Source organism: Variovorax sp. Varisp41 (genome assembly GCF_047325085.1).
Classification (GTDB): domain Bacteria; phylum Pseudomonadota; class Gammaproteobacteria; order Burkholderiales; family Burkholderiaceae_C; genus Variovorax.
Genome location: NZ_CP168540.1, coordinates 5,509,912 through 5,531,080 on the forward strand (window position 1 = coordinate 5,509,912; position 21,169 = coordinate 5,531,080).

Genomic DNA, 21,169 nt, shown 5'->3' on the forward strand with positions numbered 1-21,169 from the left:
AGGACGCTTCCATGACCTTCCCCCTTTCCGCCTCCGCGCTGCGCCGCCGCACCTTCCTGGGCGCGGGTCTCGCGGCCGCGCTGCCGCTGGCGGCGCATGCGCAGGCCTATCCGTCGCGTCCGGTCACGCTGGTGGTGCCGTTTCCGGCCGGCGGCTCGGTGGATCTGATCGCGCGGCTCTACGCCGATCCGCTCGCCAAGGCGCTGGGCGCGCCGGTGGTGATCGACAACCGCGGCGGCGCGGGCGGCTCGATCGCCAGCGCGCAGGTGGCGCGCGCCAAGCCCGACGGCTACACGCTGGTGGTCTCGTCGCAGAGCTCGCACCTCGCGAATCCGCTCACGCAGGCCAACCCCGGCTACGACCCGATCAAGGACTTCGCCTCCATCAGCCAGCTCGCGCGCTCGATCAACGTGCTGCTGGTGAACCCGGCCGTGCCCGCGAAGAACTTCAAGGAATTCGTCGCGCTGCTGAAGGCCCGCCCCGGCGAGCTCAACTTCTGCAGCGCCGGGCCCGGCAGCATGGGCCAGCTCAACGTCGAGCTGATGAAGTCGCAGCTGCAGCTCAATGCCACGCACGTGCCGTACCGCGGCGGCGGGCCGCTGGTCACGGCGCTGATCTCGAACGAGGTGCAGTTCGGCCTCGACAACCTCGCGCCCTTCCTGCCGCACATCCAGGCCGGCAAGCTGCGCGCGCTTGCGGTGGCCGCGCCGGCGCGCGTCGCGGCGCTGCCCGACGTGCCGACCTTCGCGGAGCTCGGCTATCCGGTGCTCAACACCACCTCGTGGATCGGCCTGGCCGCGCCCGCGAAGACGCCGGGCGAGGTGATCGCCACCCTGCACAAGGCCGTGCGCTCGGTGGCCGACCAGCCTTCCATGGTCGAGGCGCTGGAGTCGCGTGGTTCGCTCACGCCCGAGCCGCAGTCGCCCGCACAGTTCACGGCCATGATGTCGGAGCGTCTCGCGCTGTACGGCGAGATGGTGAAGCGCGCGGGGATCCGCGGCGAATGAGCGCGTCCTCGTTCATCCCCGACACCGCGCCGCTCGAGGTGCTGCCGCGCGACCTCTCGGCCTACCGCGCGGGCAACACCGGCATCGACTACGTCCATCGTTTCGAATCGGGCCGGCCCGGGCCGCATGTGCTGGTCAATGCGCTGACGCATGGCAACGAGATCTGCGGCATGGTGGCGGCGACCGACCTGCTCGACCGCGGCGTGCGCCCGAAGATCGGCACGCTGACCGTGAGCTTCGCGAACGTCGAGGCCTACGAGGCCTTCGACATCGAGCGGCCCTACGAGAACCGCCAGCTGGTGCACAACCTCAACCGCATCTGGACGCCCGCGCTGCTCGACGGCAACGAGGACAGCCCCGAGCTGCGCCGCGCGCGCGAACTGAGGCCGGTGCTCGATGCGGCCGACTACGTGCTCGACATCCATTCGACGCGCGCGCCGGTGCAGCCCTTCTGGGTCTATCCGGAGCTCGAGCGCAATGCGCGGCTGGCGCTGGCCGTGGGCGCGCCGCTGGTGCACCTGGTGATGCCCGCGGGCGCGGCGCCGGGCACCGGCGTGATCGGCTACGGCCGCCACGGTGAAGTCGAGGGAAATGGCGCAGCCGTCGTGGTGGAGTGCGGCCAGCACTTCAGCCGCTCGGCCGCCGAGCTCGCGGTCGACGTGACGCAGCGTTTTCTCGCGCATCTCGGGCTGGTCGATCCGGTGGCCCCGCAGGCGCCCGCCGCGCCCGCGCGCCGCTTCCGCCTGCTCGAGGTGCACATGGTGAAGACCGAGAGCTTCGCCTTCACGCGGCCGCTGCTGGGCTTCGAGACCTTCGACCGGGGCGAGCTGATCGCGGTCGACGCGGGGCAGGAGATCCGCTCGCCCTGCGACGGCTGCACGGTCTTCATGCCCACGCGCGCGGCGCTGGTGGGCCGCGAGGGCGTGTACCTGACGGTGCCGGTCTAAGGCACCCGCTCCTCGTCCTCCTCCTGCCGGTCCCAGTCGTTCCCGGCGCGCCGCTTGCGCTCCTCGCGCTCGCGCGCCATCTGCTCCTCGAACTGCTGGCGGCCCGCCTTGTTGACCGCGATCAGCTTCGCGCGGTCCTTGTAGTGCGGGTAGATCTCGTCGGTGAGCTTCAGGTTGCGCTCGCGGAAACGCATGCTCGATTCGCGCGCCTCGTGCGCGGGCCAGCCCAGCACCTCGAGCACCGAGCGCGCGCTGCGCAGCGAGGACTCGAAGACCTCGCGCTCGACCAGCGTCACGCCGCGGTCGCGCAGCTGGAACAGGTGGCTCACGTTGCGCGCCCGCGCGATGATCCGCGTCTGCGGGAAGTTCTCGCGGAACAGGTCGACGATCTCCAGCGACTGCTCGATGTCGTCGACCGCCACCACCACGGCCTTGGCCGTGCCGGCGCCCGCGGTGCGCAGCAGGTCGAGGCGCGTGGCATCGCCGTAGAACACACGGAAGCCGAATTCGCGCAGGCCCTCGACGTTGTCGGCATCGTGGTCGAGCACCGTCACCTGCAGTCCCTGCGACATCAGCATGCGGCCCACGATCTGGCCATAGCGGCCGAAGCCGCAGATCAGCACCTTGGCGTCCTGCTGCTCCGAGATCTCCTCGAGCTGCGGCCCGCCGGAACGGCTGTAGCGCGGCAGCAGGTAGCGGTCGAGCAGCACCAGCAGGAGCGGCGACAGCAGCATCGACAGCGCGACCGCGCCGATCAGCAGCGAGGTGACCTGCGGCGGCAGCACGTCGGGCCCGGCCGACTGGAACACCACGAAGGCGAATTCGCCGCCCTGCGCCAGCAGCAGCGTGAACACCGGGCGCTCCTGGTAGGCCAGCCCCATCGCCTTGGCCAGCGCGTAGATCACCACCAGCTTGATGGCCATGAAGCCGACCACCAGCATCGCCATGATCCAGGGGCTCGCGAGCAGCACGCCGAAATCGATCGTCATGCCCACGGCGATGAAGAACAGCCCGAGCAAGAGGCCCTTGAAGGGCTCGATGTCGGTCTCGAGCTCGCGCCGGTATTCGCTCTCGGCCAGCAGCACGCCCGCGAGGAAGGCGCCCAGCGCCATCGACAGGCCCACGAACTGCATCAGCGCCGCGATCGCCACCACCAGCAGCAGCGCGGCGGCGGTGAAGATCTCGGGCGTGTCGCTGCGCGCGATCCAGCGCAGCACCGGGCGCAGCGCGAGCCGGCCGCCGAGCACGATGCCGCCGATCACGCCGAAGATCTTCAGGCCCTCGAGCAGGCGGTCGAGGCCGCCCATCGACTGCTCGGCCGCGGTGGCGCCGGCCAGCAGCGGCAGGATTGCGAGGATCGGGATCGCCGCCACGTCCTGGAACAGCAGGATCGAGAAGCCGGCCTGGCCGCTCGGCGTGCGCAGCAGGTTGCGTTCGCCGAACACCTGCAGAGCGATCGCGGTCGAGGACAGCGCCAGCCCCAGCGCCGCCACCAGCGACACGCGCCAGGGCGCGCCGACCGCGCAGCCGATGGCGAACAGCACCGCGGCGCAGCTGAGCACCTGCGCCGTGCCCCAGCCGAAGATCGGCCGGCGCAGGTTCCACAGCCGCTTGGGCTCGAGCTCGAGGCCGACCAGGAACAGCATCAGCACCACGCCGAATTCCGCGAAGTGCAGCACGTCCTCCACGCGCGACACCAGCCCCAGCCCCCACGGGCCGATGGCGATGCCGGCCACCAGGTAGCCGATGATGGAACCGAGGCCCAGGGCCTTGGACAGCGGCACCACCAGCACGGCGGCGCTCAGGTAGATCAGGCTGTTGGTCAGCCAGGCGGGCGCGTGCTCCATTCAGGCGCTCCCGCCGGTCGTGGCGGCCAGCCGGCGGCTCATGGTGGTGTGGAACACCCGCTCGACCACCTTGCCGATGTCGTCCGATTCGGCCGGCCGGTCGCTCTCTGGTACCGGGCAGGCCACGCAGGCGTCGAGCTCGTCCATCTCGGGCCAGTCGGGGTAGCTGCCCAGGCGCTGGGCGAAGACCTCGACATGCGCGGCCACCTCGGCCTCGGGGGCGCTGCGCGCGCCATGGAAGATCAGCGGCGGCAGGAAGCGCATGCCGCACAGCGCGGCGGTCTGCTCGTAGGGCGGCAGGAAGGCGTCGAAGAAATAGCGGTGGTAGCCCTGCGGGTGGTAGCTGCTCTCGGGGCTGCCGGTGGTGGCGACCAGCCACAGGTCCTTGCCTTGCAGCGCGATGCCCTCCGGCCCGTAGGCCCAGCCGTAGGCCAGCACCTCGTCGACCCAGAGCTTCTGCAGCGCCGGCATCGAATACCACTGGATCGGATGCAGCAGCACCACCAGCTGCGCGCGCTCGAGGCGCCGCTGCTCGGCCTCGACGTCGATCGCGTAGTCGGGGTAGGTGCCGTAGAGGTCGTTGACATCGACGCCCGGCACCGCGCGCGCCGCGGCCAGCAGCCGGCGGTTCACGCGCGAATCGCGCCAGTGCGGATGGGCGGCGAGCACGTAGGTGCCTCCACCCTGAGGGGTTCCCGTGGATGTTGTTGTCGTCATCCCGCGAACATAGCGCAGTCCCGGGATTTTGGGCGCCAGCCACTACCATGGCGGACTGTCCCTTCTGGAGGAGATTTCCATGCCGGTGGTTCTGGTCGCCAATCCCAAGGGTGGCGTTGGCAAATCCACGCTCGCGACGAACATCGCGGGCTACTTTGCAAGCCGCGGCCACGCCGTGATGCTCGGCGACGTGGATCGCCAGCAGTCCTCCCGGCTCTGGCTCGGGCTGCGCCCGCCGCAGGCGCGGACCATCTCGACCTGGGACGCCACCGAGGACAACAGCGTGGTGCGCCCGCCGCGCGGCACCACCCATGCGGTGCTCGACACGCCGGCCGGCCTGCACGGCTGGCGCTTCAAGGATGTGATCGGGCTGGCCGACAAGCTCATCGTGCCGCTGCAGCCGAGCATCTTCGACATCTACGCCACGCGCGAATTCATCGACCGGCTGCTCGAGCAGCGCCGCGCCGAGAAGACGCAGATCGGCCTGGTCGGCATGCGCGTCAACGCCCGCACGCTGGCGGCCGACCGGCTCAACGAATTCATCGCGGGGCTGGGCGTGCCGGTGGTCGGCGAGCTGCGCGACACGCAGAACTACGTGCAGCTCGCGGCGCGCGGACTCACCGTGTTCGACATCGCGCCGGGACGGGTGCAGCGCGACCTCGAGCAATGGCAGCCGATCTGCCAATGGCTCGAAAGCTGAGCCGCCGCGTGTCTGGGCGCCCCAGGTATTCCCTGAGGCCGCTTGTCGCGGTGCCGACACCCGCGGCCGCGGCCTTGCCGCTAGAGTGCGGCGCATGACCAAGAAGACCTTCCAGACCCTTCAGGATCTGGCCGCCTGCGTCGGCCAGGAAGTCGCGGTGAGCGACTGGATCACCATCACCCAGGAGCAGGTCAACCAGTTCGCCGAGGCGACCGGCGACCACCAGTGGATCCACGTCGACCTCGAGCGCGCGAAGGCCGGTCCCTTCGGCGGGCCGATCGCCCACGGCTTCCTCACCCTGTCGCTGCTGCCGCGCTTCTACGAGACCGCGCTCGACGTGGTGGAGTCGCGCATGGGCGTGAACTACGGCCTGAACCGGGTGCGCTTCATGTCGCCCGTGCCGGTGGGCAAGCGGCTGCGCGCGCGCATGAAGCTGCTGACCGCCGAACCCATTGCCGACGACGGCATCCAGATGACCTGGGAAACCACCATCGAGCTCGAAGGCGCGGCCAAGCCCGCCTGCGTGGCCGAGTCGGTGGTGCGCCGCTACCGCTGACGCGGGCGGCCCCTTCTTTTCTTACATGCGGCGGTCGCTGATCTCGCCATAGGCGGCCGCGCCCTGGCGCGTGATGCCGACCGCGCTGGCGCGCACCGCGGCGCGGTCGGTCATGCCGTCGGTCGGTCGGGCCACGCCGGTGCCGCCATTGGTGATGCGCAGCGGCCGCATGGCCTGGGCCTGCACCTCGGCGCGCGACAGCGTCGACTGGAACGGTGCCGCGGGCAGCGGATTCTGTTCGCCCTGGAAGGCCTGGGCGCCGTGGCTCAGGACCAGGGTGGCGAGGGCGGCGAAGGCGATGGACTTGGCTTGCATGGTGGAACTCCTCGTGCCCCGTGTGGAGCGTGGGTGGATCGGCATGCCGGAATGCATCGAGCCGGCATGCTTTCCATACGGGGGATTCCGCCGTTCGGATGCGACCCCATCGCGCGAGGGGTCGCGAAGCCTCATTTGAATCCGTTCTGCCGCCAGGCCTCGAACACCGTCACCGCCACCGCGTTCGACAGGTTCAGGCTGCGCTGGCCCTCGCGCATCGGCAGCCGCAGCCACTGCGCGGGATCGAAGCTCTCGCGGATCGCGGGCGGCAGGCCGCTGGTCTCGGAGCCGAACACCAGCCAGTCGCCGGGCGCGAAGCGGATGTCGTGCACGGCGCGGGTGCCGCGCGTGGTGAGCGCGAACAGGCGCTCGGGCGCCGGCCGTTCGCGGTCGACCAGCGCCTGCCAGCTCGCATGGCGGCGCACCTCGGCGTACTCGTGGTAATCGAGGCCGGCGCGGCGCAGCAGCTTGTCGTCCATCGAGAAGCCCAGCGGCTCCACCAGGTGCAGGGTGCAGCCGGTGTTGGCGGCCAGGCGGATCACGTTGCCGGTGTTCGGCGGAATCTCGGGGTGGACCAGGACGATATGGAACATGGCCCCGATTGTCGCCACGCTCAGTGCGGCTTGCCGGTGCGCGCCAGCACGATGCCAGCGACATGCGCCGCGCCCGCGCGCCGCAGCACCTGGGCCGCGCTGAACAGCGAGGCGCCGGTGGTCATCACGTCGTCGACCAGCACCACGCGCCGCCCGGCCAACGCATCGGCGCGCAGCGGCTCGACCGCGAAGGCGCCCTGGAGGTTGTGCATGCGCTCGGCGCGCGAGAGGCCGCGCTGGGCCGGCGTCTCGCGCGTGCGCAGCAGCAGCGTGGCATCGGTCCTGGCGGGCGCGAGCCGGCGCGCCAGTTCCAGCGCCTGGTTGAAGCCGCGCTCGCGCAGCCGGCCCGGCGCGAGCGGCATCGGCAGCACGCGGTCGCAGGCATCGAGCAGCGCCGCCGCCTGCGGGATGGCGCGCAGCAGCTGCGCGAGCGGGCCGGCCCAGCCGGTGTCGCCGCGAAACTTGAAGTCGGCGACGCAGTCCGGCCAGGGCCAAGCGTAGTCGCAGGCCGCGAGGCAGGCATCGAGCGGCGGCGGGTGCACGACGCAGTCGCCGCAGCGCGCCACGCCCGCGGGCAGCGGCAGCGCGCAGGTCTGGCAGCGCGGCGCGCTGGCGGCGAAGCGCGCGGCGCAGGCCTCGCACACCGGGCGCGACGGCCAGTCGCGGCACAGCGCGCACTGGCTGGGCAGCCGTGCCAACAGCGAGGTCAAAGGGCGTGCGGTCCAGCGGCTGAGCATGGGCTCAATATACTCACGCCCCCATGGCCACCGACCCCCAACGACGACCGCCGACCATCGATGCCGCGGCGGCCGCCCGCTGGCGCCGGCTGGCGCCCGCCGACGGCTCGCCCTGGCTGCACGAGGAGATCGGGCGGCGCATGGAAGACCGCCTGCAATGGATCAAGGCCAGGCCGCGCCACTGGGCCGACTGGGCGCCGCTGCGCGGCGGCCTCGAGGCGCACGAGCTGCTGGCGCGCCGCTACCGCGAGGCCGAGGCCTTCGTGATCGAGCCCGAACCCGCGCTGGCCGCCGCGACCTCGGCCGCGCTGGCCGCGCCCTGGTGGAGCGCGCGCCGCTGGCAGGGCGGCAAGCTGCGCTTCGACGGACTGCCCGAGGAGGGCGTCGACCTGCTCTGGGCCAACATGGCGCTGCACATGGCGGCCGACCCGGAGGCGCTGATCGCGCACTGGCACCGGCAGGTCGCCACCGACGGCTTCCTGATGTTCTCGTGCTTCGGCCCCGACACCCTGCGCGAACTGCGCGCCCTGCATGCGCGCCTGGGCTGGCCGGCCGCCAGTCACGAGTTCACCGACATGCACGACTGGGGCGACATGCTGGTGCATGCCGGCTTCGCCGAGCCGGTGATGGACATGGAGCGCATCGTGCTGACCTGGGCCACGCCCGAGGCCGCGCTGGCCGAGCTGCGCACGCTCGGACGCAACCTGCATCCGGCGCGTTTTCCGGCCCTGCGCGGCCGGGCCTGGCACGCGGCCTTGCGAAAGGCGCTGCCCGAGCTCGCGCCGGCCGAGGGCGGCGAGGGCCGGATCGCGCTGACCTTCGAGATCATCTACGGCCATGCCTTCAAGCCGACCCCGCGGGTCTCGCTGTCGGCCGAGAGCGCGGTCTCGCTGCGCGAGATGCGCGCGATGCTGCAGCGCGGGCGCCCGCCGGCCCACTGAAGCCGGTTGTCGAGCGGCCCGCGCGTGCCGCATTCGGTACACGGCCGCTGGTATCTACCCGCTACAATCCGCCGTTGCGTGAAACTCGTGGGTACATGCCCGCGATCGAGGTCCGTCGGAACCCGTGGAAGACAAGGGTTCGGGCGGGCGCCGATTGACCGATTTGCTGAACTCGCCCGTGTCGAATTCCGTGTTTCGATTTGCCACCGTTTCAGGCCAGAACATCCACTGGTTCCTGAAGCGGAACTGCTCGGTGACGCCGAGCCAGCTCGGCTGGCTCTACGCTTCGCTGTGCGTGGTATCGCTCGGTATAGGCACGGTCTTCTGGCTGCATGGCGCGCCGCTCGTGCTGCCGTTCGCCTGGCTCGAACTGGCCGCCGTGGGGTTCGCGTTCATGGCCTACGCGCGGCATGCGACCGACGGCGAGAGGATCATGTTGCAGGCAGGTCGGCTCGTGGTCGAACTCGAGAACGGCGGGAGCTACGAGCGCACGGAATTTCTTCCGCACCGGGTGCGGATCGAGCCGCAGACCGGCGACCGATCGCTGATCGAGTTGTCGGGCCAGGGTCGGTCGGTCAGGGTGGGACGCTATGTGCGGCCGGAGTTGAGGGCCGCACTGGCGCGCGAGATCCGGATGGCGTTGCGCGGCGCCTGAGGGGGCTCGCGCGGTGCCGCACGGTTGGGTTTGTTGAAAATTTGAAGAAACGTGAACACGATGAAGAGCATTTGGCGCAATAAGTTCATGCCGGCGATGCTGGCGGCCGGCGCGGCTTTCAGCGGCGCGGCGCACGCAGTCAACGATCTGCCCGGCGGCCCCTCGGTGCGCCAGTTGAATCTTCCGGTCGGTGTGACCAAGATTGCGCAGGAGCAGCACTTCCTGCACACGGTGATGATGATCATCTGCACGGTGATCTTCGTGGCCGTGTTCGCGGTCATGTTCTATTCGATCTGGAAGCACCGCAAGTCGGTGGGCCACAAGGCCGCCAACTTCCATGAATCGGTGGTGGTCGAAGTCATCTGGACCATCGTTCCCTTCCTGATCGTGATCGCGATGGCGCTGCCCGCCACCAAGGTGCTGGTGGCCCAGAAGGACACCACCAACGCCGACCTCACGATCAAGACCACCGGCTACCAGTGGAAGTGGGGCTACGACTACCTGAACGGCGAAGGCGAGGGCCTGGCCTTCATCTCCACGCTCGACAGCTCGCAGCGCGCGATGTCCGACGCCGGCGCCAAGGGCGCGATTCCCGACGACTACCTGTTCAAGGTCGACAACCCCATGGTCGTGCCGGTGCAGAAGAAGGTTCGCATCATCACCACCGCCAACGACGTGATCCACGCCTTCGCGGTGCCGCAGCTCGGCATCAAGCAGGACGCGATCCCCGGCTTCGTGCGCGACACCTGGTTCCGCGCCGAGACCGTCGGCGACTACTACGGCCAGTGCCAGGAACTGTGCGGCAAGGAACACGCCTACATGCCGATCCACGTGAAGGTGGTCTCGGCCGCCGACTACACGACCTGGGTCGCCGCCAAGCGCAAGGAAGCCGCCGCCAAGCTCGACGACCCGACCAAGGTCTGGACCCTGCCCGACATGATGGCGCGCGGCGAGAAGGTCTACGCCGCCAACTGCGCGGCCTGCCACCAGGCCAACGGCAAGGGCGCGGGCCCGATCAAGGCGCTCGACGGCGACCCGAAGGTGCTCGACGCCGACCACAAGGTGCAGCTGATGGTGCTGCTCAACGGCCAGAACAACGGCGCGATGCCGTCCTGGAAGCAGCTGAGCGACACCGACCTCGCGGCCGTCGCCACCTACACCAAGAACAGCTGGTCGAACAAGACGGGCCAGATCGTGCAGCCGGCCGAAGTCCTTGCCCTGCGCGGCAAGTGATCGGTTGACCGGAACAACACAGCGAACAGCGCCCAGCGACGAGATATTCAAGGAACGATGAAATGAGTGCAGTCCTCGACCCCCACGGTCACGCCCATGGCGACCACGCGCACGACGACCACCATGACCACCACGCGCCCACCGGCTGGCGCCGCTGGGTGTTCGCGACCAACCACAAGGACATCGGCACGCTCTACCTGCTGTTCAGCTTCACGATGCTGATGGTGGGCGGCGTGCTCGCGCTGTTGATCCGCGCCGAGCTGTTCCAGCCGGGCCTGCAGCTCGTGAACCCCGAGCTGTTCAACCAGTTCACCACCATGCACGGCCTGATCATGGTGTTCGGCGCGATCATGCCGGCCTTCGTGGGCTTCGCGAACTGGATGATCCCGCTGCAGATCGGCGCTTCGGACATGGCGTTCGCGCGCATGAACAACTTCAGCTTCTGGCTGCTGATCCCGGCGGCGCTGATGCTGGTCGGTTCGTTCTTCATGCCCGGCGGCGCACCGGCCGCGGGCTGGACGCTCTACGCGCCGCTCACGCTGCAGATGGGCCCCTCGATGGACGCCGGCATCTTCGCGATGCACATCATGGGCGCCTCGTCGATCATGGGCTCGATCAACATCATCGTGACCATCCTCAACATGCGCGCCCCCGGCATGACGCTGATGAAGATGCCGATGTTCTGCTGGACCTGGCTCATCACCGCCTACCTGCTGATCGCCGTGATGCCGGTGCTCGCCGGCGCCATCACGATGACGCTGACCGACCGCCACTTCGGCACCAGCTTCTTCAACCCCGCGGGCGGCGGCGACCCGGTGATGTACCAGCACATCTTCTGGTTCTTCGGCCACCCCGAGGTCTACATCATGATCTTGCCGGCCTTCGGCATCATCAGCCAGATCGTGCCGGCCTTCGCGCGCAAGAAGCTGTTCGGCTACGCCTCGATGGTGTATGCCACCTCGTCGATCGCGATCCTGTCGTTCATCGTCTGGGCGCACCACATGTTCACGACCGGCATGCCGGTCACGGGCCAGCTGTTCTTCATGTACGCGACCATGCTGATCGCGGTGCCGACGGCCGTGAAGATCTTCAACTGGATCGCGACCATGTGGCAGGGCTCGATGACCTTCGAGACGCCGATGCTGTTCGCGGTGGGCTTCATCTTCGTGTTCACGATGGGCGGCTTCACCGGCCTGATCCTCGCGATCGCGCCGATCGACATCCAGCTGCAGGACACCTACTACGTGGTGGCCCACTTCCACTACGTGCTGGTGGCCGGCTCGCTCTACGCGATGTTCGCGGGCTACTACTACTGGGCGCCCAAGTGGACCGGCGTGATGTACAACGAAACGCGCGGCAAGATCCACTTCTGGTGGTCGCTGATCTCGTTCAACATCACCTTCTTCCCGATGCACTTCCTGGGTCTGGCGGGCATGCCGCGCCGCTATGCCGACTACCCGATGCAGTTCGCCGACTTCAACGCGGTGGCATCGGTCGGCGCCTTCGCCTTCGGCCTGGCCCAGGTGTACTTCTTCTTCTTCGTCGTGCTGCCGACCATGCTCGGCAAGGGCGAGAAGGCACCGCAGAAACCGTGGGAAGCCGCCGAGGGCCTCGAGTGGGAAGTGCCGTCGCCGGCGCCGTTCCACACCTTCGAGACGCCGCCCAAGCTCGACGCGACCGCCACCAAGGTGATCGGCTGAGCGCCGCACCGCCCCACGCAACCCCGACGACCGAGACCGCCACGCGATGACGCCCGAACAGAGAAGAAGCAACCGCCGCATGGGGCTCACGCTGGCCTCGATCGCGCTGATCTTCTTCATCGGCTTCGTCGTGCGCATGGTCTGGTTCAGCGGCCGCTGACGCCTCCATCAATTTCCAGGCACGGGAGCACACGCACATGAGCCTCGGTCAACGCATCCGGCGCGCCAATGTCCAGATGGTCGGCAAGCTGGCCGTGGTCGCCTGCGGCATGTTCGCCTTCGGCTACGCGCTGGTGCCGCTGTACCGCGCCATCTGCGAGATGACCGGCATCAACATCCTCGCGCTCTCCGAGCTCGAGGTGCCGGGTGGCGCGAGCGGCGGCAAGAACGTGCGCGTGCCCGACAACACGCAGATCGACATGACCCGCACGATCAAGGTCGAGTTCGACTCCAACGTGCGCGGCGGCCTCTGGGACTTCAAGCCGGCCGAGCGCACGATGGAAGTGCACCCGGGCGAGCTCAACACGGTGATGTACGAGTTCCAGAACGTGCAGAACCGCCGCATGGCCGCGCAGGCCATCCCGAGCTACGCGCCGCAGCAGGCCGCGCCCTATTTCAACAAGCTCGAGTGCTTCTGCTTCAACCAGTACACGCTCGACGCGGGCGAGAAGAAGCAGTGGCCGGTCGCCTTCGTGATCGATCCCAAGATCTCGAAGGACGTGAAGACGATCACCTTGTCGTACACCTTCTTCGAGGTCGGCGGCAAGACGCCCGCGGCGCCGGTCGCCGTCGCGCCCGCCACCGCCGCCGAGCCGCGTTCGTGATGGTCGATTCGCCGCCCACCCCGACCCCCGCCACGCAGCGCAAGGGCTCGCTGCTCGCGACGCTCAAGGCCGTGGCCTGGTCGTTCTTCGGCATTCGCAAGAAGAGCGCCTACCAGGACGACCTGGCCAAGCTGAACCCGCTGCACATCATCGCGGTCGCCTTCGTGATGGTGATCGCGTTCATCGTCGGCCTCGTGCTGGTGGTGCGCTTCGTGGTCGCGCCCTGAGACCCGAACGAACCCACGACACCCAGAACCCATCGAATCGAGAGAAGAAAGAAAGCCAGGAGCTGATATGAGTTCAACCACCCACGGCACCACGCCTTACTACTTCGTGCCAGGACCCTCGGCCTACCCGGTCGTGTCCGCCATCGGCCTGTTCTTCGTGATCCTCGGCGCGGGGCAGTGGATCAACGGCCACCAGTGGGGTGCGTGGTCGCTGCTGCTGGGCATGCTGATCTGGCTCGGCACGCTGTTCGTGTGGTTCCGCGCCGCCATCGGCGAGAGCGAGAGCGGCCAGTACGGCCACAAGATCGACCTCTCGTACCGCTGGAGCATGAGCTGGTTCATCTTCTCCGAGGTGATGTTCTTCGGCGCCTTCTTCACCGCGCTGTGGTGGGCCCGTACCCACGCGCTGCCGAACCTCGGCAGCCTGGACAACGCGCTGCTGTGGCCCGACTTCAAGGCCGTGTGGCCCAGCGTCGCGGCCGGCGCGACCGGTTCGCCGGCCGGCATCGTCGAGCCGTTCCAGACCGTCGGCCCGTTCTGGCTGCCCACGATCAACACCGCGCTGCTGCTGAGCTCGGGCGTGACGCTGACCATCGCCCACCACGCGCTGCGTGCCGGCCATCGCGCGCAGACCATCCGCTTCATGTGGCTCACCGTGCTGCTCGGCGTGATCTTCCTGGGCGTGCAGGGCTACGAGTACCACCACCTGTACACCGAACTGAACCTCAAGCTCAGCTCGGGCACCTACGGCTCGACCTTCTTCATGCTGACCGGCTTCCACGGCCTGCACGTGTTCATCGGCATGCTGATGCTGCTGTTCATCACGCTGCGCCTGCAGAAGGGCCACTTCACGCCCGAGCGCCACTTCGGCTTCGAGGGCGCCGCCTGGTACTGGCACTTCGTCGACGTGGTGTGGCTGGGCCTCTACATGCTGGTCTATTGGCTTTGAGCGAAGCACCTCGCGGCATTCCAGAAAAAAGGCGCCGTCAGGCGCCTTTTTCATGGTTCTCGTGGAACGAGCACCACCTACTTGCCGAGAGGGAGCCCGGTGGGCTGGATGTAGCCGAATTTCCAGGCCAGCAGCATGCAGAGGAACAAAAAGACCGAGAGGCCGATCCGAAAGGTGAGCGCGCGCGCCATGCCGCCGCTCTTGGCGCGCCCGTTGCGACCGTCCTTCAACATGTAGAAGAGCGCGAAAGCCAGGCTCGCGAAGATGCCCACGAACAACAGGGCAACGAAGTATTTCATGACCCGCATTATCGGCCGCCTGCCACCCGCGCTCCAGTGACTCCCGATCCCCTGACCCCGCCCCCGCGCCGGACCGCGCCTCCTCCCGCCAGCGCAGCGACCGCGGCTGGACCTGGGCCCGCTTCTGGCTGATGACCATCGCCGCGCTGGTCACCGTCTCGTCGACCATCTCGCTGGGCCGCTGGCAGCTTTCGCGCGCGGCGCAAAAAGAGGCGCTGCAGGCCGAGATCGAGGCCCAGAAGCTCAAGCCGCCGCTCGAGCAGGCCGACTTCCTCGCGCTCGAGCGTCCCGCCGAGATGCTGCACCGCCCCGTGCACCTGCGCGGGCTGTGGCTCGCGGCGCAATCGGTCTACCTCGACAACCGCCAGATGCACGGCGTGCCCGGCTTCTACGTGCTGACGCCGCTCGCGCTCGAGGGCAGCAACCAGACGGTGATGGTGCAGCGCGGCTGGATCCAGCGCAATTTCAACGACCGCACGCAGCTGGGCGCGGTCGAGACGCCGGCCGGCCTCGTCGACGTCACCGGCCTGATCGAGCCGCCGCCGGGCCACCTGCTCGAGCTCGGCAAGCCCGCCGCGCCGGCCTCGGCACCGGCTGGCGAGGGGTCTTCGCCCATCCGGCAGAATCTCGACCTCGAAGGCTTCCGTGCCGAAACGCAACTGCCGCTGCGCACCGACGTGTCGCTGCAGCAGACCGGGCCCGCTTCCGAGGGCCTGCAGCGCGATTGGCCGGCGCCCGCGCTGGGCCTGGAGAAACACTATGGCTATGCATTCCAGTGGTTCGGCCTGTCGGCCCTCGTGGTGATCCTCTATGTCTGGTTCCAATTCATTGCCCCCCTCCGGCGCTCGCGCCGCGCACGCCGCGATGCAGGCCTCTGACGAGCCGCTGGGGCTGACCGTGCACTCGATGCCGTCGCCGACCCAGGCGCTCGACGGCGCGGAGGGCCGCCGCACGGTCGTCGGGCGCTGGAAGATGATCGCCGTCATGCTGATGTGCGCGGCGCCCGTGATCGCCTCGTATTTCACCTACTACGTGATCCGGCCCGAGGGCCGCAGCGTCTATGGCCAACTGATCGATCCGCAGCACGAGATGCCGGCGCTGACCGCCGCCGACCGCGCGGGCGCGCCGGTCAGCCTGCAGACGCTCAAGGGCCAGTGGCTGCTGGTGGCGGTGGCCGATGCCGCCTGCGACGCCTTGTGCGAGCAGCAGCTCTACCTGCAGCGCCAGCTGCGCGAGGTGCTGGGCCGCGAGAAGGACCGGCTCGACCGCGTCTGGCTGGTCAGCGATGCCGCGCCCGTGCCCGAGCGCCTCGAGAACGGCCTGCGCAGCGCCACCGTGCTGCGCCTGCCGCCCGAGCAGCTCGCCAGGTGGCTTACGCCCGAAACCGGCCACACGCTGGCCGAGCACCTGTTCGTGGTCGACCCGATGGGCAACTTCATGATGCGCTTCCCCGCGCGCATGGATGCCAAGGGCGCGGGCCGCGCCAAGCGCGACCTCGACCGCCTGCTGCGCGCCTCCGCCTCGTGGGACGAGCCGGGCCGCTGAGCTCGCGACGACGAAGACGCACGACGATTTCAATCAAGATGGACACCAGCTCGCTCTACGACCTCACGCCGATCGCCTGGCTGCTGACGGCCGGCGCGCTGATCGCGCTCGGGCCGCTGGTCTGGGTGTGGCGGCGCAACGCGGGCGCGGGCCCGGCGCGGCGGCTGCATGCGCTGACCGTGCTTACGCTGTTCCTGACCTTCGACCTCACGCTGTTCGGCGCCTTCACGCGCCTGTCCGATTCGGGCCTGGGCTGCCCCGACTGGCCCGGCTGCTACGGCAATGCGAGCCCGGTCGGCGCGCGCCACGAGATCGCGATGGCGCAGGCCGCGCAGCCCACCGGCCCGGTCACGCACAGCAAGGCCTGGGTCGAGATGGTCCATCGCTACCTTGCCACCGGCGTTGGCGCGCTGATCACCGTGCTCGCGGTCGCGACCTGGGTGGTGCGCGCGCGGCAGCGCCAGCAGGCGAGGGCGGCACCGTCGTCGGCGCGGCGCGAGGGCGACCATGCCGCGCTCAGCGCCTGGTGGCCCGCGGCCACGCTGGTCTGGGTCTGCCTGCAGGGGGCCTTCGGCGCGCTCACCGTCACCTGGAAGCTCTTCCCCGCCATCGTCACGCTGCACCTGCTGGGCGCCGTGGTGCTGCTCGCGCTGCTGTGCATCCAGGCCGTGCGCTACCGCCAGGTGGCCGCGCAGCGCCTGCCCACGCCGGTGTCGCCGGCGCTGCGCAACGGCCTGATCGCGACCTCGGTGCTGCTGGTGCTGCAGATCGCGCTCGGTGGCTGGGTCAGCACCAACTACGCGGTGCTGGCCTGCACCCAGTTCCCGACCTGCCAGGACAGCTGGTGGCCGCCGATGAATTTCGCGCAGGGCTTCGAGATCTGGCGCCACCTCGGCGTGACCGGCGAGGGCGTGCCGCTCGATTTCGCGGCGCTCACCGCGATCCACTACGCGCACCGGCTCATGGCCTACCTCGTGTTCGTCGCGCTCGGCCTGCTGGCCTGGCGCATGCGCCGCATCGACAGCCTGCGCCCGCAGGCCGCCTGGCTCGCCGGCCTCGCGCTGCTGCAGCTCGCGACCGGCCTGGGCAACGTGCTGCTCGGCTGGCCGCTCGCGGCCGCCCTGCTGCACACGGGCGGCGCCGCGGCGCTCGCGGTGGTGCTGGTCTGGGCGCTGTGCGAGAGCCGGCGCGAGCAGGCGGCCGGCGCCCGCCTGTCGCGCGCGAAGCCCGCCGTTCCACCTGGCGCCCCCCTGCGCGGCGCGGAGGTCCCCCGATGAGCACCCCGATTCCCCTGCAGCAGGCGCATGGCGCGAGCGTGCTGCGGCAGTTCTATGCGCTCACCAAGCCGCGCGTGGTGCAGCTGATCGTCTTCTGCGCGCTGATCGGCATGGTGCTCGCCGTGCCCGGCGCGCCTTCGTGGCTCGACGTGCAGCGCGCCGTGCTGGCCTGCATCGGCATCTGGCTGGTGGCGGGCGCGGCGGCCGCGTTCAACTGCCTGGTCGAGAAGGGCATCGACGCCAAGATGAAGCGCACCGCCTGGCGCCCGACCGCGCGCGGCGAGCTCAGCGACCGCCAGGCGCTGCTGTTCTCGGCGGCGCTGTGCACGGCCGGTTCGGTGCTGCTGTGGTTCACCGTCAACCCTCTCACCATGTGGCTGACCTTCGCCACCTTCGTCGGCTATGCGGTGATCTACACCGTGATCCTCAAGCCGCTGACGCCGCAGAACATCGTGATCGGCGGCGCCTCGGGCGCGATGCCGCCGGTGCTGGGCTGGGCCGCGATGACGGGCGAGGTCGGACCCGAGGCGCTGATCCTGTTCCTCATCATCTTCCTGTGGACGCCGCCGCACTTCTGGGCGCTGGCGCTCTACCGCGTCGAGGACTACCGCAAGGCCGGCCTGCCGATGCTGCCGGTCACGCACGGCAACGAGTTCACGCGGCTGCAGGTGCTGCTCTACACCTTCATCCTGTTCGCGGCCTGCCTGATGCCCTTCGCCTACGGCATGAGCGGCTGGCTCTACCTCGTGGTGGCCGTGGCCGTGAGCGTGGGCTTCACCGGCTACGCCTTCGCGCTGTGGCGCAACTACTCCGACGCCCTGGCGCGCAAGACCTTCCGGTTCTCGCTGATCCACCTGAGCGTGCTGTTCGCGGCGCTGCTCGTCGACCATTACCTCCGCTGACCCCATGAACAAGCGCAATGCCCTGAAGTTGATCGCCGCCGGCGCGGGCTGGACGGCCGTGTCCGCCACCGTGGGGCTGGGCCTCGCGGGCTGCAGCGAACCCAAGCAGAGCTTCAATGCGGTCGACATCACGGGCGCCGACTACGCGCGCGACTTCTCGCTGAAGGACGCCGACGGCAAGCAGCGCACCATGGCCGACTTCAAGGGCAAGGTGGTCGTGCTGTTCTTCGGCTACGCGCAGTGCCCCGACGTCTGCCCGACCACCATGACCGAGATGGCGCAGGTCAAGCAGCAGCTCGGTGCCGACGGCGACAAGCTGCAGGTGGTGTTCGTCACGGTCGATCCGGCGCGCGACACGCCCGAGGTGATGAAGGCCTACATGGGCGCCTTCGACCCCAGCTTCGTCGCGCTGATCCCGACCGCCGACGAGCTCGTCGCCACCGCCAAGGACTTCAAGGTCTATTACAAGAAGGTGGACGGCAAGACGCCCACCAGCTATTCGATGGACCACTCGGCCGCGAGCTTCGTCTACGACCCGCAGGGCCGGTTGCGGCTGTACGCGCGCTACGGCGCCGGCGTGCCGCCGATGGTGGCCGACATCAAGACCCTGCTGGCGGCCTGAGGCCATGGCGAGCGGCACGGAGGCCGAGAGCCTCGCCGCGGCCATCGCGGCGGTCGCGCACCTGAAGGCGCGCAAGGGCGCGTTCCGCATCGCGCTGATTCCGCCCGAGGTGCTGCGCGCCCTCAACGACGGGCTGATCGAGACCGTCAACCTCAACGAATTCCTCGCGCTCGAACTGCCGCAGCTGGCGCGCAGCGTGGCGGGCCACATCGGCCTCGACGCGGCGAGCGAGCGGCTGGTCGACACGCTCGCGATGCTGAGTGCCTTCAAGCCGATGCAGCGGCATGGCCACATCGCGCGGGCGCTGTACGACCTCGCCGCGCTGCACGACGAACGCGACGCCGTTGCGCACCGGCTCGCCACCCATGCCAGCGACGTCGCGCGCTGCTGGGCGGCGCAGTGGGTCACGCTGTCGCAACTGCCGCTGGCCGGCCAGCTCGAGGCGGTGCGGCGCTTCGCGGCCGATCCGCACTTCGGCGTGCGCGAGATCGCCTGGATGGCGGTGCGCGACGCGGTCGTCGGCTCGCTCGACGAGGCGCTCGCGCTGCTGCAGCCGTGGGTGCGCGACGACGATCCCAACATCCGCCGCTTCGCGAGCGAACTCACGCGTCCGCGCGGCGTGTGGTGCGCGCAGATCGAGGCGCTGAAGGCCGAGCCCTGGCGCGCGCTGCCGCTGCTGGAGCCGCTGCGCGCCGACGGCAGCCGCTACGTGCAGAACTCGGTCGCCAACTGGCTCAATGACGCGAGCAAGACGCAGGCGGAGTGGGTCGACGGCGTGTGCGCGCGCTGGGTGAAGGAATCGAACATGGCCGAGACGCGCTACATCGCCAAGCGCGCGCTGCGCACCCTCGCCAAGACCTCGGGCTGAATGCCCCAAGAAAAAGCCCGGCGCGGGGCCGGGCTCGTTCGAAGGGGCGGAAGAAGCCGATCAGGCGTAGTCGGCCAGCGCCTTCTTCATCTTCTTCATCGCGGCCACTTCGATCTGGCGAATGCGCTCGGCGCTCACGCCATAGACCGCGGCCAGGTCGTGCAGCGTCATGCCGCCCGAGCCGTCGTCGTTGACCTTGAGCCAGCGCTCTTCCACGATGCGACGGCTGCGTGCGTCGAGGGCCTCGAGCGCGGTCGCGATGCCGTCGCTCGACAGGCGGTCGCGCTGCTGCGATTCGAGCAGCGCGGTCGGTTCCTGCGTCGCGTCGGCCAGGTAGGCGATCGGGCCGAAGGCTTCCTCGCCGTCGTCGTTCGGGCTCGGGTCGAGCAGCACGTCGCCGCCCGAGAGCCGGGTTTCCATCTCGAGCACTTCCTCGGGCTTCACGTTCAGGCGCGCGGCCATCTGCGTCACCTCGTCGGCGCTCAGCGTTTCGCGGTGCGTGCCGGTGTCGGCCGCGGCCGAGTCGGCCTTGAAGCCCTGCTTCATCGAGCGCAGGTTGAAGAACAGCTTGCGCTGGGCCTTGGTCGTCGCGACCTTGACCATGCGCCAGTTCTTCAGGATGTACTCGTGGATCTCGGCCTTGATCCAGTGCATGGCGTAGCTCACCAGCCGCACGCCCTGGTCGGGGTCGAAACGCTTCACGGCCTTCATCAGGCCGACGTTGCCCTCCTGGATCAGGTCGCCGTGCGGCAGCCCGTAGCCCAGGTACTGGCGGGAGATGGACACCACGAGGCGCAGGTGCGAGAGGATCAGCGCACCGGCCGCTTCGAGGTCGTTGTGGTCGCGCAAACGGCGGGCGAAGCCCTGCTCTTCCTCGAGGGTGAGCAGCGGCAGTCGGTTGGCGGCCGAAATATAAGCATCCAGGTTACCCAGCGGGGGCACCATCGACCAGGGGTTGGCGACGGCGAGCTGGTTGGCAGAGGCTCCAGACAGGGATGTCATCAGGGGAAACTCCTTCGTATTGGCCATATTAGCACTCGGTTAGAGGGAGTGCTAAGGCAAGGGTTCCCCTAAAGTCTCTATCGGGCCGATAGGCAGGGACTGTCGGCCGGCGGCCCCGAAGGACCGCGGTCTTGTCCGACTTGCGGCCGGCAAAGCCCCGTAAGCGGGTACTTACCAGCGGATGCCCAGCTTCAGCAGCAGCTTGGACACCACGAACAGCGGCCCGACCCAGAGGTATTGGATGTCTTCGAAGAACGAAGGTTTCCGTCCCTCGATCTTGTGGCCGATGAACTGGAAGATCCACGCCACCACGAAGATGGCGGCGGAAATCGGCAACACAAGGCTGCCCATGGCATGGACCAGCGCCAGCAGGATGGCGGTCTGGAGGCCCATCGCGAGCAGGAAGACCGGCGAGCGCAGCGTCAGGTAGTAGACGAGGCTGGCCAGCAGGAAGGCATAGGCAGCCCAGGGATGGATCGCGAAGATCAGCCCGACCAGGCTGACCATGATCGCGGGGATCGCCACGAAGTGGATCAGTTCGTTGGTCGGGTGCCGGTGGCTCTGTTCGTAGTGGGCCAGCAGGCGATCGACCTTGCGGTCGCTGGCGGCCTCGGGCGCGTGGGCGGTGGCGGTGTGCGGCATGGCGTGTCTCCGTGGCTCGTGCGGGCCGTTCGTCGCGGCCCGCGATGGAATCCGCCGATGGTGC

26 protein-coding genes are annotated in these 21,169 nt (G+C 69.0%); 18 read left to right on the forward strand and 8 right to left on the reverse strand.

Going from position 1 to position 21,169, the window contains the following annotated elements; all coding sequences use genetic code 11:
* Positions 1-11 precede the first annotated feature (11 nt).
* Both ACEN9J_RS25455 and ACEN9J_RS25460 read left to right on the forward strand, forming a co-directional pair.
* Complete coding sequence (locus ACEN9J_RS25455) at positions 12-1,007, forward strand: Bug family tripartite tricarboxylate transporter substrate binding protein (RefSeq protein ID WP_413762391.1); 996 nt, start codon at positions 12-14, stop codon at positions 1,005-1,007.
* On the forward strand, positions 1,004-1,954 hold the full coding sequence (locus ACEN9J_RS25460; RefSeq protein ID WP_413762392.1) for a succinylglutamate desuccinylase/aspartoacylase family protein: 951 nt from the start codon (positions 1,004-1,006) through the stop codon (positions 1,952-1,954). The genes ACEN9J_RS25455 and ACEN9J_RS25460 overlap by 4 nt, the downstream gene beginning before the upstream one ends.
* On the opposite strand, the gene kefC is transcribed toward ACEN9J_RS25460, so the two are convergent.
* Both kefC and ACEN9J_RS25470 read right to left on the reverse strand, forming a co-directional pair.
* Positions 1,951-3,801: a glutathione-regulated potassium-efflux system protein KefC gene (gene kefC, locus ACEN9J_RS25465; protein WP_057596458.1), complete on the reverse strand. Its 1,851-nt coding sequence runs from the start codon at positions 3,799-3,801 to the stop codon at positions 1,951-1,953. The genes ACEN9J_RS25460 and kefC overlap by 4 nt on opposite strands.
* Positions 3,802-4,518, reverse strand: coding sequence for an NAD(P)H-dependent oxidoreductase (locus ACEN9J_RS25470; protein WP_057596459.1), 717 nt, complete (start codon positions 4,516-4,518; stop codon positions 3,802-3,804).
* Between the two features lie 79 nt (positions 4,519-4,597).
* Here ACEN9J_RS25470 and ACEN9J_RS25475 point away from each other — a divergent pair, with 79 nt between their 5' ends.
* A complete protein-coding gene (locus ACEN9J_RS25475) occupies positions 4,598-5,218 on the forward strand; it encodes a ParA family protein (protein ID WP_261213484.1) in 621 nt (206 codons plus the stop codon).
* Between the two features lie 94 nt (positions 5,219-5,312).
* On the forward strand, positions 5,313-5,774 hold the full coding sequence (locus tag ACEN9J_RS25480) for a MaoC family dehydratase (RefSeq protein ID WP_172705582.1): 462 nt from the start codon (positions 5,313-5,315) through the stop codon (positions 5,772-5,774).
* 21 nt (positions 5,775-5,795) lie between these two features.
* Here ACEN9J_RS25480 and ACEN9J_RS25485 read toward each other — a convergent pair whose 3' ends face one another.
* The 3 genes from ACEN9J_RS25485 to ACEN9J_RS25495 all read right to left on the reverse strand — a co-directional run bounded on the left by ACEN9J_RS25485 (position 5,796) and on the right by ACEN9J_RS25495 (position 7,419).
* Complete coding sequence (locus ACEN9J_RS25485) at positions 5,796-6,089, reverse strand: hypothetical protein (RefSeq protein ID WP_057596462.1); 294 nt, start codon at positions 6,087-6,089, stop codon at positions 5,796-5,798.
* 131 nt (positions 6,090-6,220) lie between these two features.
* Positions 6,221-6,682, reverse strand: coding sequence for a tRNA (uridine(34)/cytosine(34)/5-carboxymethylaminomethyluridine(34)-2'-O)-methyltransferase TrmL (gene trmL, locus ACEN9J_RS25490; protein ID WP_057596463.1), 462 nt, complete (start codon positions 6,680-6,682; stop codon positions 6,221-6,223).
* 20 nt (positions 6,683-6,702) lie between these two features.
* Positions 6,703-7,419: a ComF family protein gene (locus ACEN9J_RS25495; RefSeq protein WP_057596464.1), complete on the reverse strand. Its 717-nt coding sequence runs from the start codon at positions 7,417-7,419 to the stop codon at positions 6,703-6,705.
* Positions 7,420-7,442: 23 nt separating this feature from the next.
* Between ACEN9J_RS25495 and ACEN9J_RS25500 the strand changes: the two genes are divergently transcribed.
* The 8 genes from ACEN9J_RS25500 (at position 7,443) to ACEN9J_RS25535 (ending at position 13,948) form a co-directional block, all read left to right on the forward strand.
* Positions 7,443-8,360, forward strand: a complete 918-nt coding sequence (locus ACEN9J_RS25500) for a hypothetical protein (protein WP_057596465.1) — start codon at positions 7,443-7,445, stop codon at positions 8,358-8,360.
* A gap of 178 nt (positions 8,361-8,538) precedes the next feature.
* Positions 8,539-9,015: a DUF2244 domain-containing protein gene (locus ACEN9J_RS25505; RefSeq protein WP_057596472.1), complete on the forward strand. Its 477-nt coding sequence runs from the start codon at positions 8,539-8,541 to the stop codon at positions 9,013-9,015.
* Positions 9,016-9,075: 60 nt separating this feature from the next.
* A complete protein-coding gene (coxB, locus tag ACEN9J_RS25510) occupies positions 9,076-10,248 on the forward strand; it encodes a cytochrome c oxidase subunit II (RefSeq protein ID WP_261213491.1) in 1,173 nt (390 codons plus the stop codon).
* Positions 10,249-10,310: 62 nt separating this feature from the next.
* The gene (ctaD, locus tag ACEN9J_RS25515) at positions 10,311-11,948 is read left to right on the forward strand and encodes a cytochrome c oxidase subunit I (RefSeq protein ID WP_057596467.1); all 1,638 of its coding nucleotides are present in this window, start codon (positions 10,311-10,313) and stop codon (positions 11,946-11,948) included.
* Positions 11,949-11,994: 46 nt separating this feature from the next.
* A complete protein-coding gene (locus ACEN9J_RS25520; RefSeq protein ID WP_216087408.1) occupies positions 11,995-12,108 on the forward strand; it encodes a cytochrome oxidase small assembly protein in 114 nt (37 codons plus the stop codon).
* Positions 12,109-12,145: 37 nt separating this feature from the next.
* The gene (locus tag ACEN9J_RS25525; protein ID WP_057596468.1) at positions 12,146-12,772 is read left to right on the forward strand and encodes a cytochrome c oxidase assembly protein; all 627 of its coding nucleotides are present in this window, start codon (positions 12,146-12,148) and stop codon (positions 12,770-12,772) included.
* Positions 12,772-12,999 (forward strand): DUF2970 domain-containing protein, encoded by a 228-nt coding sequence (locus ACEN9J_RS25530; protein WP_057596469.1) that lies wholly within the window; start codon positions 12,772-12,774, stop codon positions 12,997-12,999. Before ACEN9J_RS25525 ends, ACEN9J_RS25530 begins: the two co-directional genes overlap by 1 nt.
* A 67-nt stretch (positions 13,000-13,066) precedes the next feature.
* Positions 13,067-13,948, forward strand: a complete 882-nt coding sequence (locus ACEN9J_RS25535) for a cytochrome c oxidase subunit 3 (RefSeq protein WP_057596470.1) — start codon at positions 13,067-13,069, stop codon at positions 13,946-13,948.
* Positions 13,949-14,025: 77 nt separating this feature from the next.
* Here the strand turns inward: ACEN9J_RS25535 and ACEN9J_RS25540 are convergent, their stop codons facing one another.
* Complete coding sequence (locus tag ACEN9J_RS25540) at positions 14,026-14,256, reverse strand: twin transmembrane helix small protein (RefSeq protein ID WP_057596471.1); 231 nt, start codon at positions 14,254-14,256, stop codon at positions 14,026-14,028.
* A 122-nt stretch (positions 14,257-14,378) separates the two neighbouring features.
* Here ACEN9J_RS25540 and ACEN9J_RS25545 point away from each other — a divergent pair, with 122 nt between their 5' ends.
* Genes ACEN9J_RS25545 through ACEN9J_RS25570 form a run of 6 tightly spaced genes read left to right on the forward strand, consistent with a single transcriptional unit; the run spans position 14,379 to position 19,461 of the window.
* Positions 14,379-15,125, forward strand: coding sequence for an SURF1 family protein (locus tag ACEN9J_RS25545; RefSeq protein ID WP_057597540.1), 747 nt, complete (start codon positions 14,379-14,381; stop codon positions 15,123-15,125).
* Positions 15,112-15,792, forward strand: a complete 681-nt coding sequence (locus tag ACEN9J_RS25550; RefSeq protein WP_413762393.1) for a hypothetical protein — start codon at positions 15,112-15,114, stop codon at positions 15,790-15,792. The genes ACEN9J_RS25545 and ACEN9J_RS25550 overlap by 14 nt, the downstream gene beginning before the upstream one ends.
* 38 nt (positions 15,793-15,830) lie before the next feature.
* Positions 15,831-17,069 carry a COX15/CtaA family protein gene (locus ACEN9J_RS25555; protein WP_413762394.1) on the forward strand — a complete coding sequence of 413 codons (1,239 nt, stop codon included), beginning with the start codon at positions 15,831-15,833 and terminating at the stop codon, positions 17,067-17,069.
* A complete protein-coding gene (cyoE, locus tag ACEN9J_RS25560) occupies positions 17,066-17,971 on the forward strand; it encodes a heme o synthase (protein ID WP_057597532.1) in 906 nt (301 codons plus the stop codon). The genes ACEN9J_RS25555 and cyoE overlap by 4 nt, the downstream gene beginning before the upstream one ends.
* Positions 17,972-17,975: 4 nt before the next feature.
* Complete coding sequence (locus ACEN9J_RS25565; RefSeq protein ID WP_057597533.1) at positions 17,976-18,593, forward strand: SCO family protein; 618 nt, start codon at positions 17,976-17,978, stop codon at positions 18,591-18,593.
* A 4-nt stretch (positions 18,594-18,597) separates the two neighbouring features.
* Positions 18,598-19,461, forward strand: coding sequence for a DNA alkylation repair protein (locus ACEN9J_RS25570; RefSeq protein ID WP_413762396.1), 864 nt, complete (start codon positions 18,598-18,600; stop codon positions 19,459-19,461).
* A gap of 60 nt (positions 19,462-19,521) precedes the next feature.
* Here ACEN9J_RS25570 and rpoH read toward each other — a convergent pair whose 3' ends face one another.
* Positions 19,522-20,463 carry an RNA polymerase sigma factor RpoH gene (gene rpoH / locus ACEN9J_RS25575; RefSeq protein ID WP_057597535.1) on the reverse strand — a complete coding sequence of 314 codons (942 nt, stop codon included), beginning with the start codon at positions 20,461-20,463 and terminating at the stop codon, positions 19,522-19,524.
* Positions 20,464-20,634: 171 nt separating this feature from the next.
* The gene (locus ACEN9J_RS25580) at positions 20,635-21,105 is read right to left on the reverse strand and encodes a DUF962 domain-containing protein (protein ID WP_057597536.1); all 471 of its coding nucleotides are present in this window, start codon (positions 21,103-21,105) and stop codon (positions 20,635-20,637) included.
* Positions 21,106-21,169 lie beyond the last annotated feature (64 nt).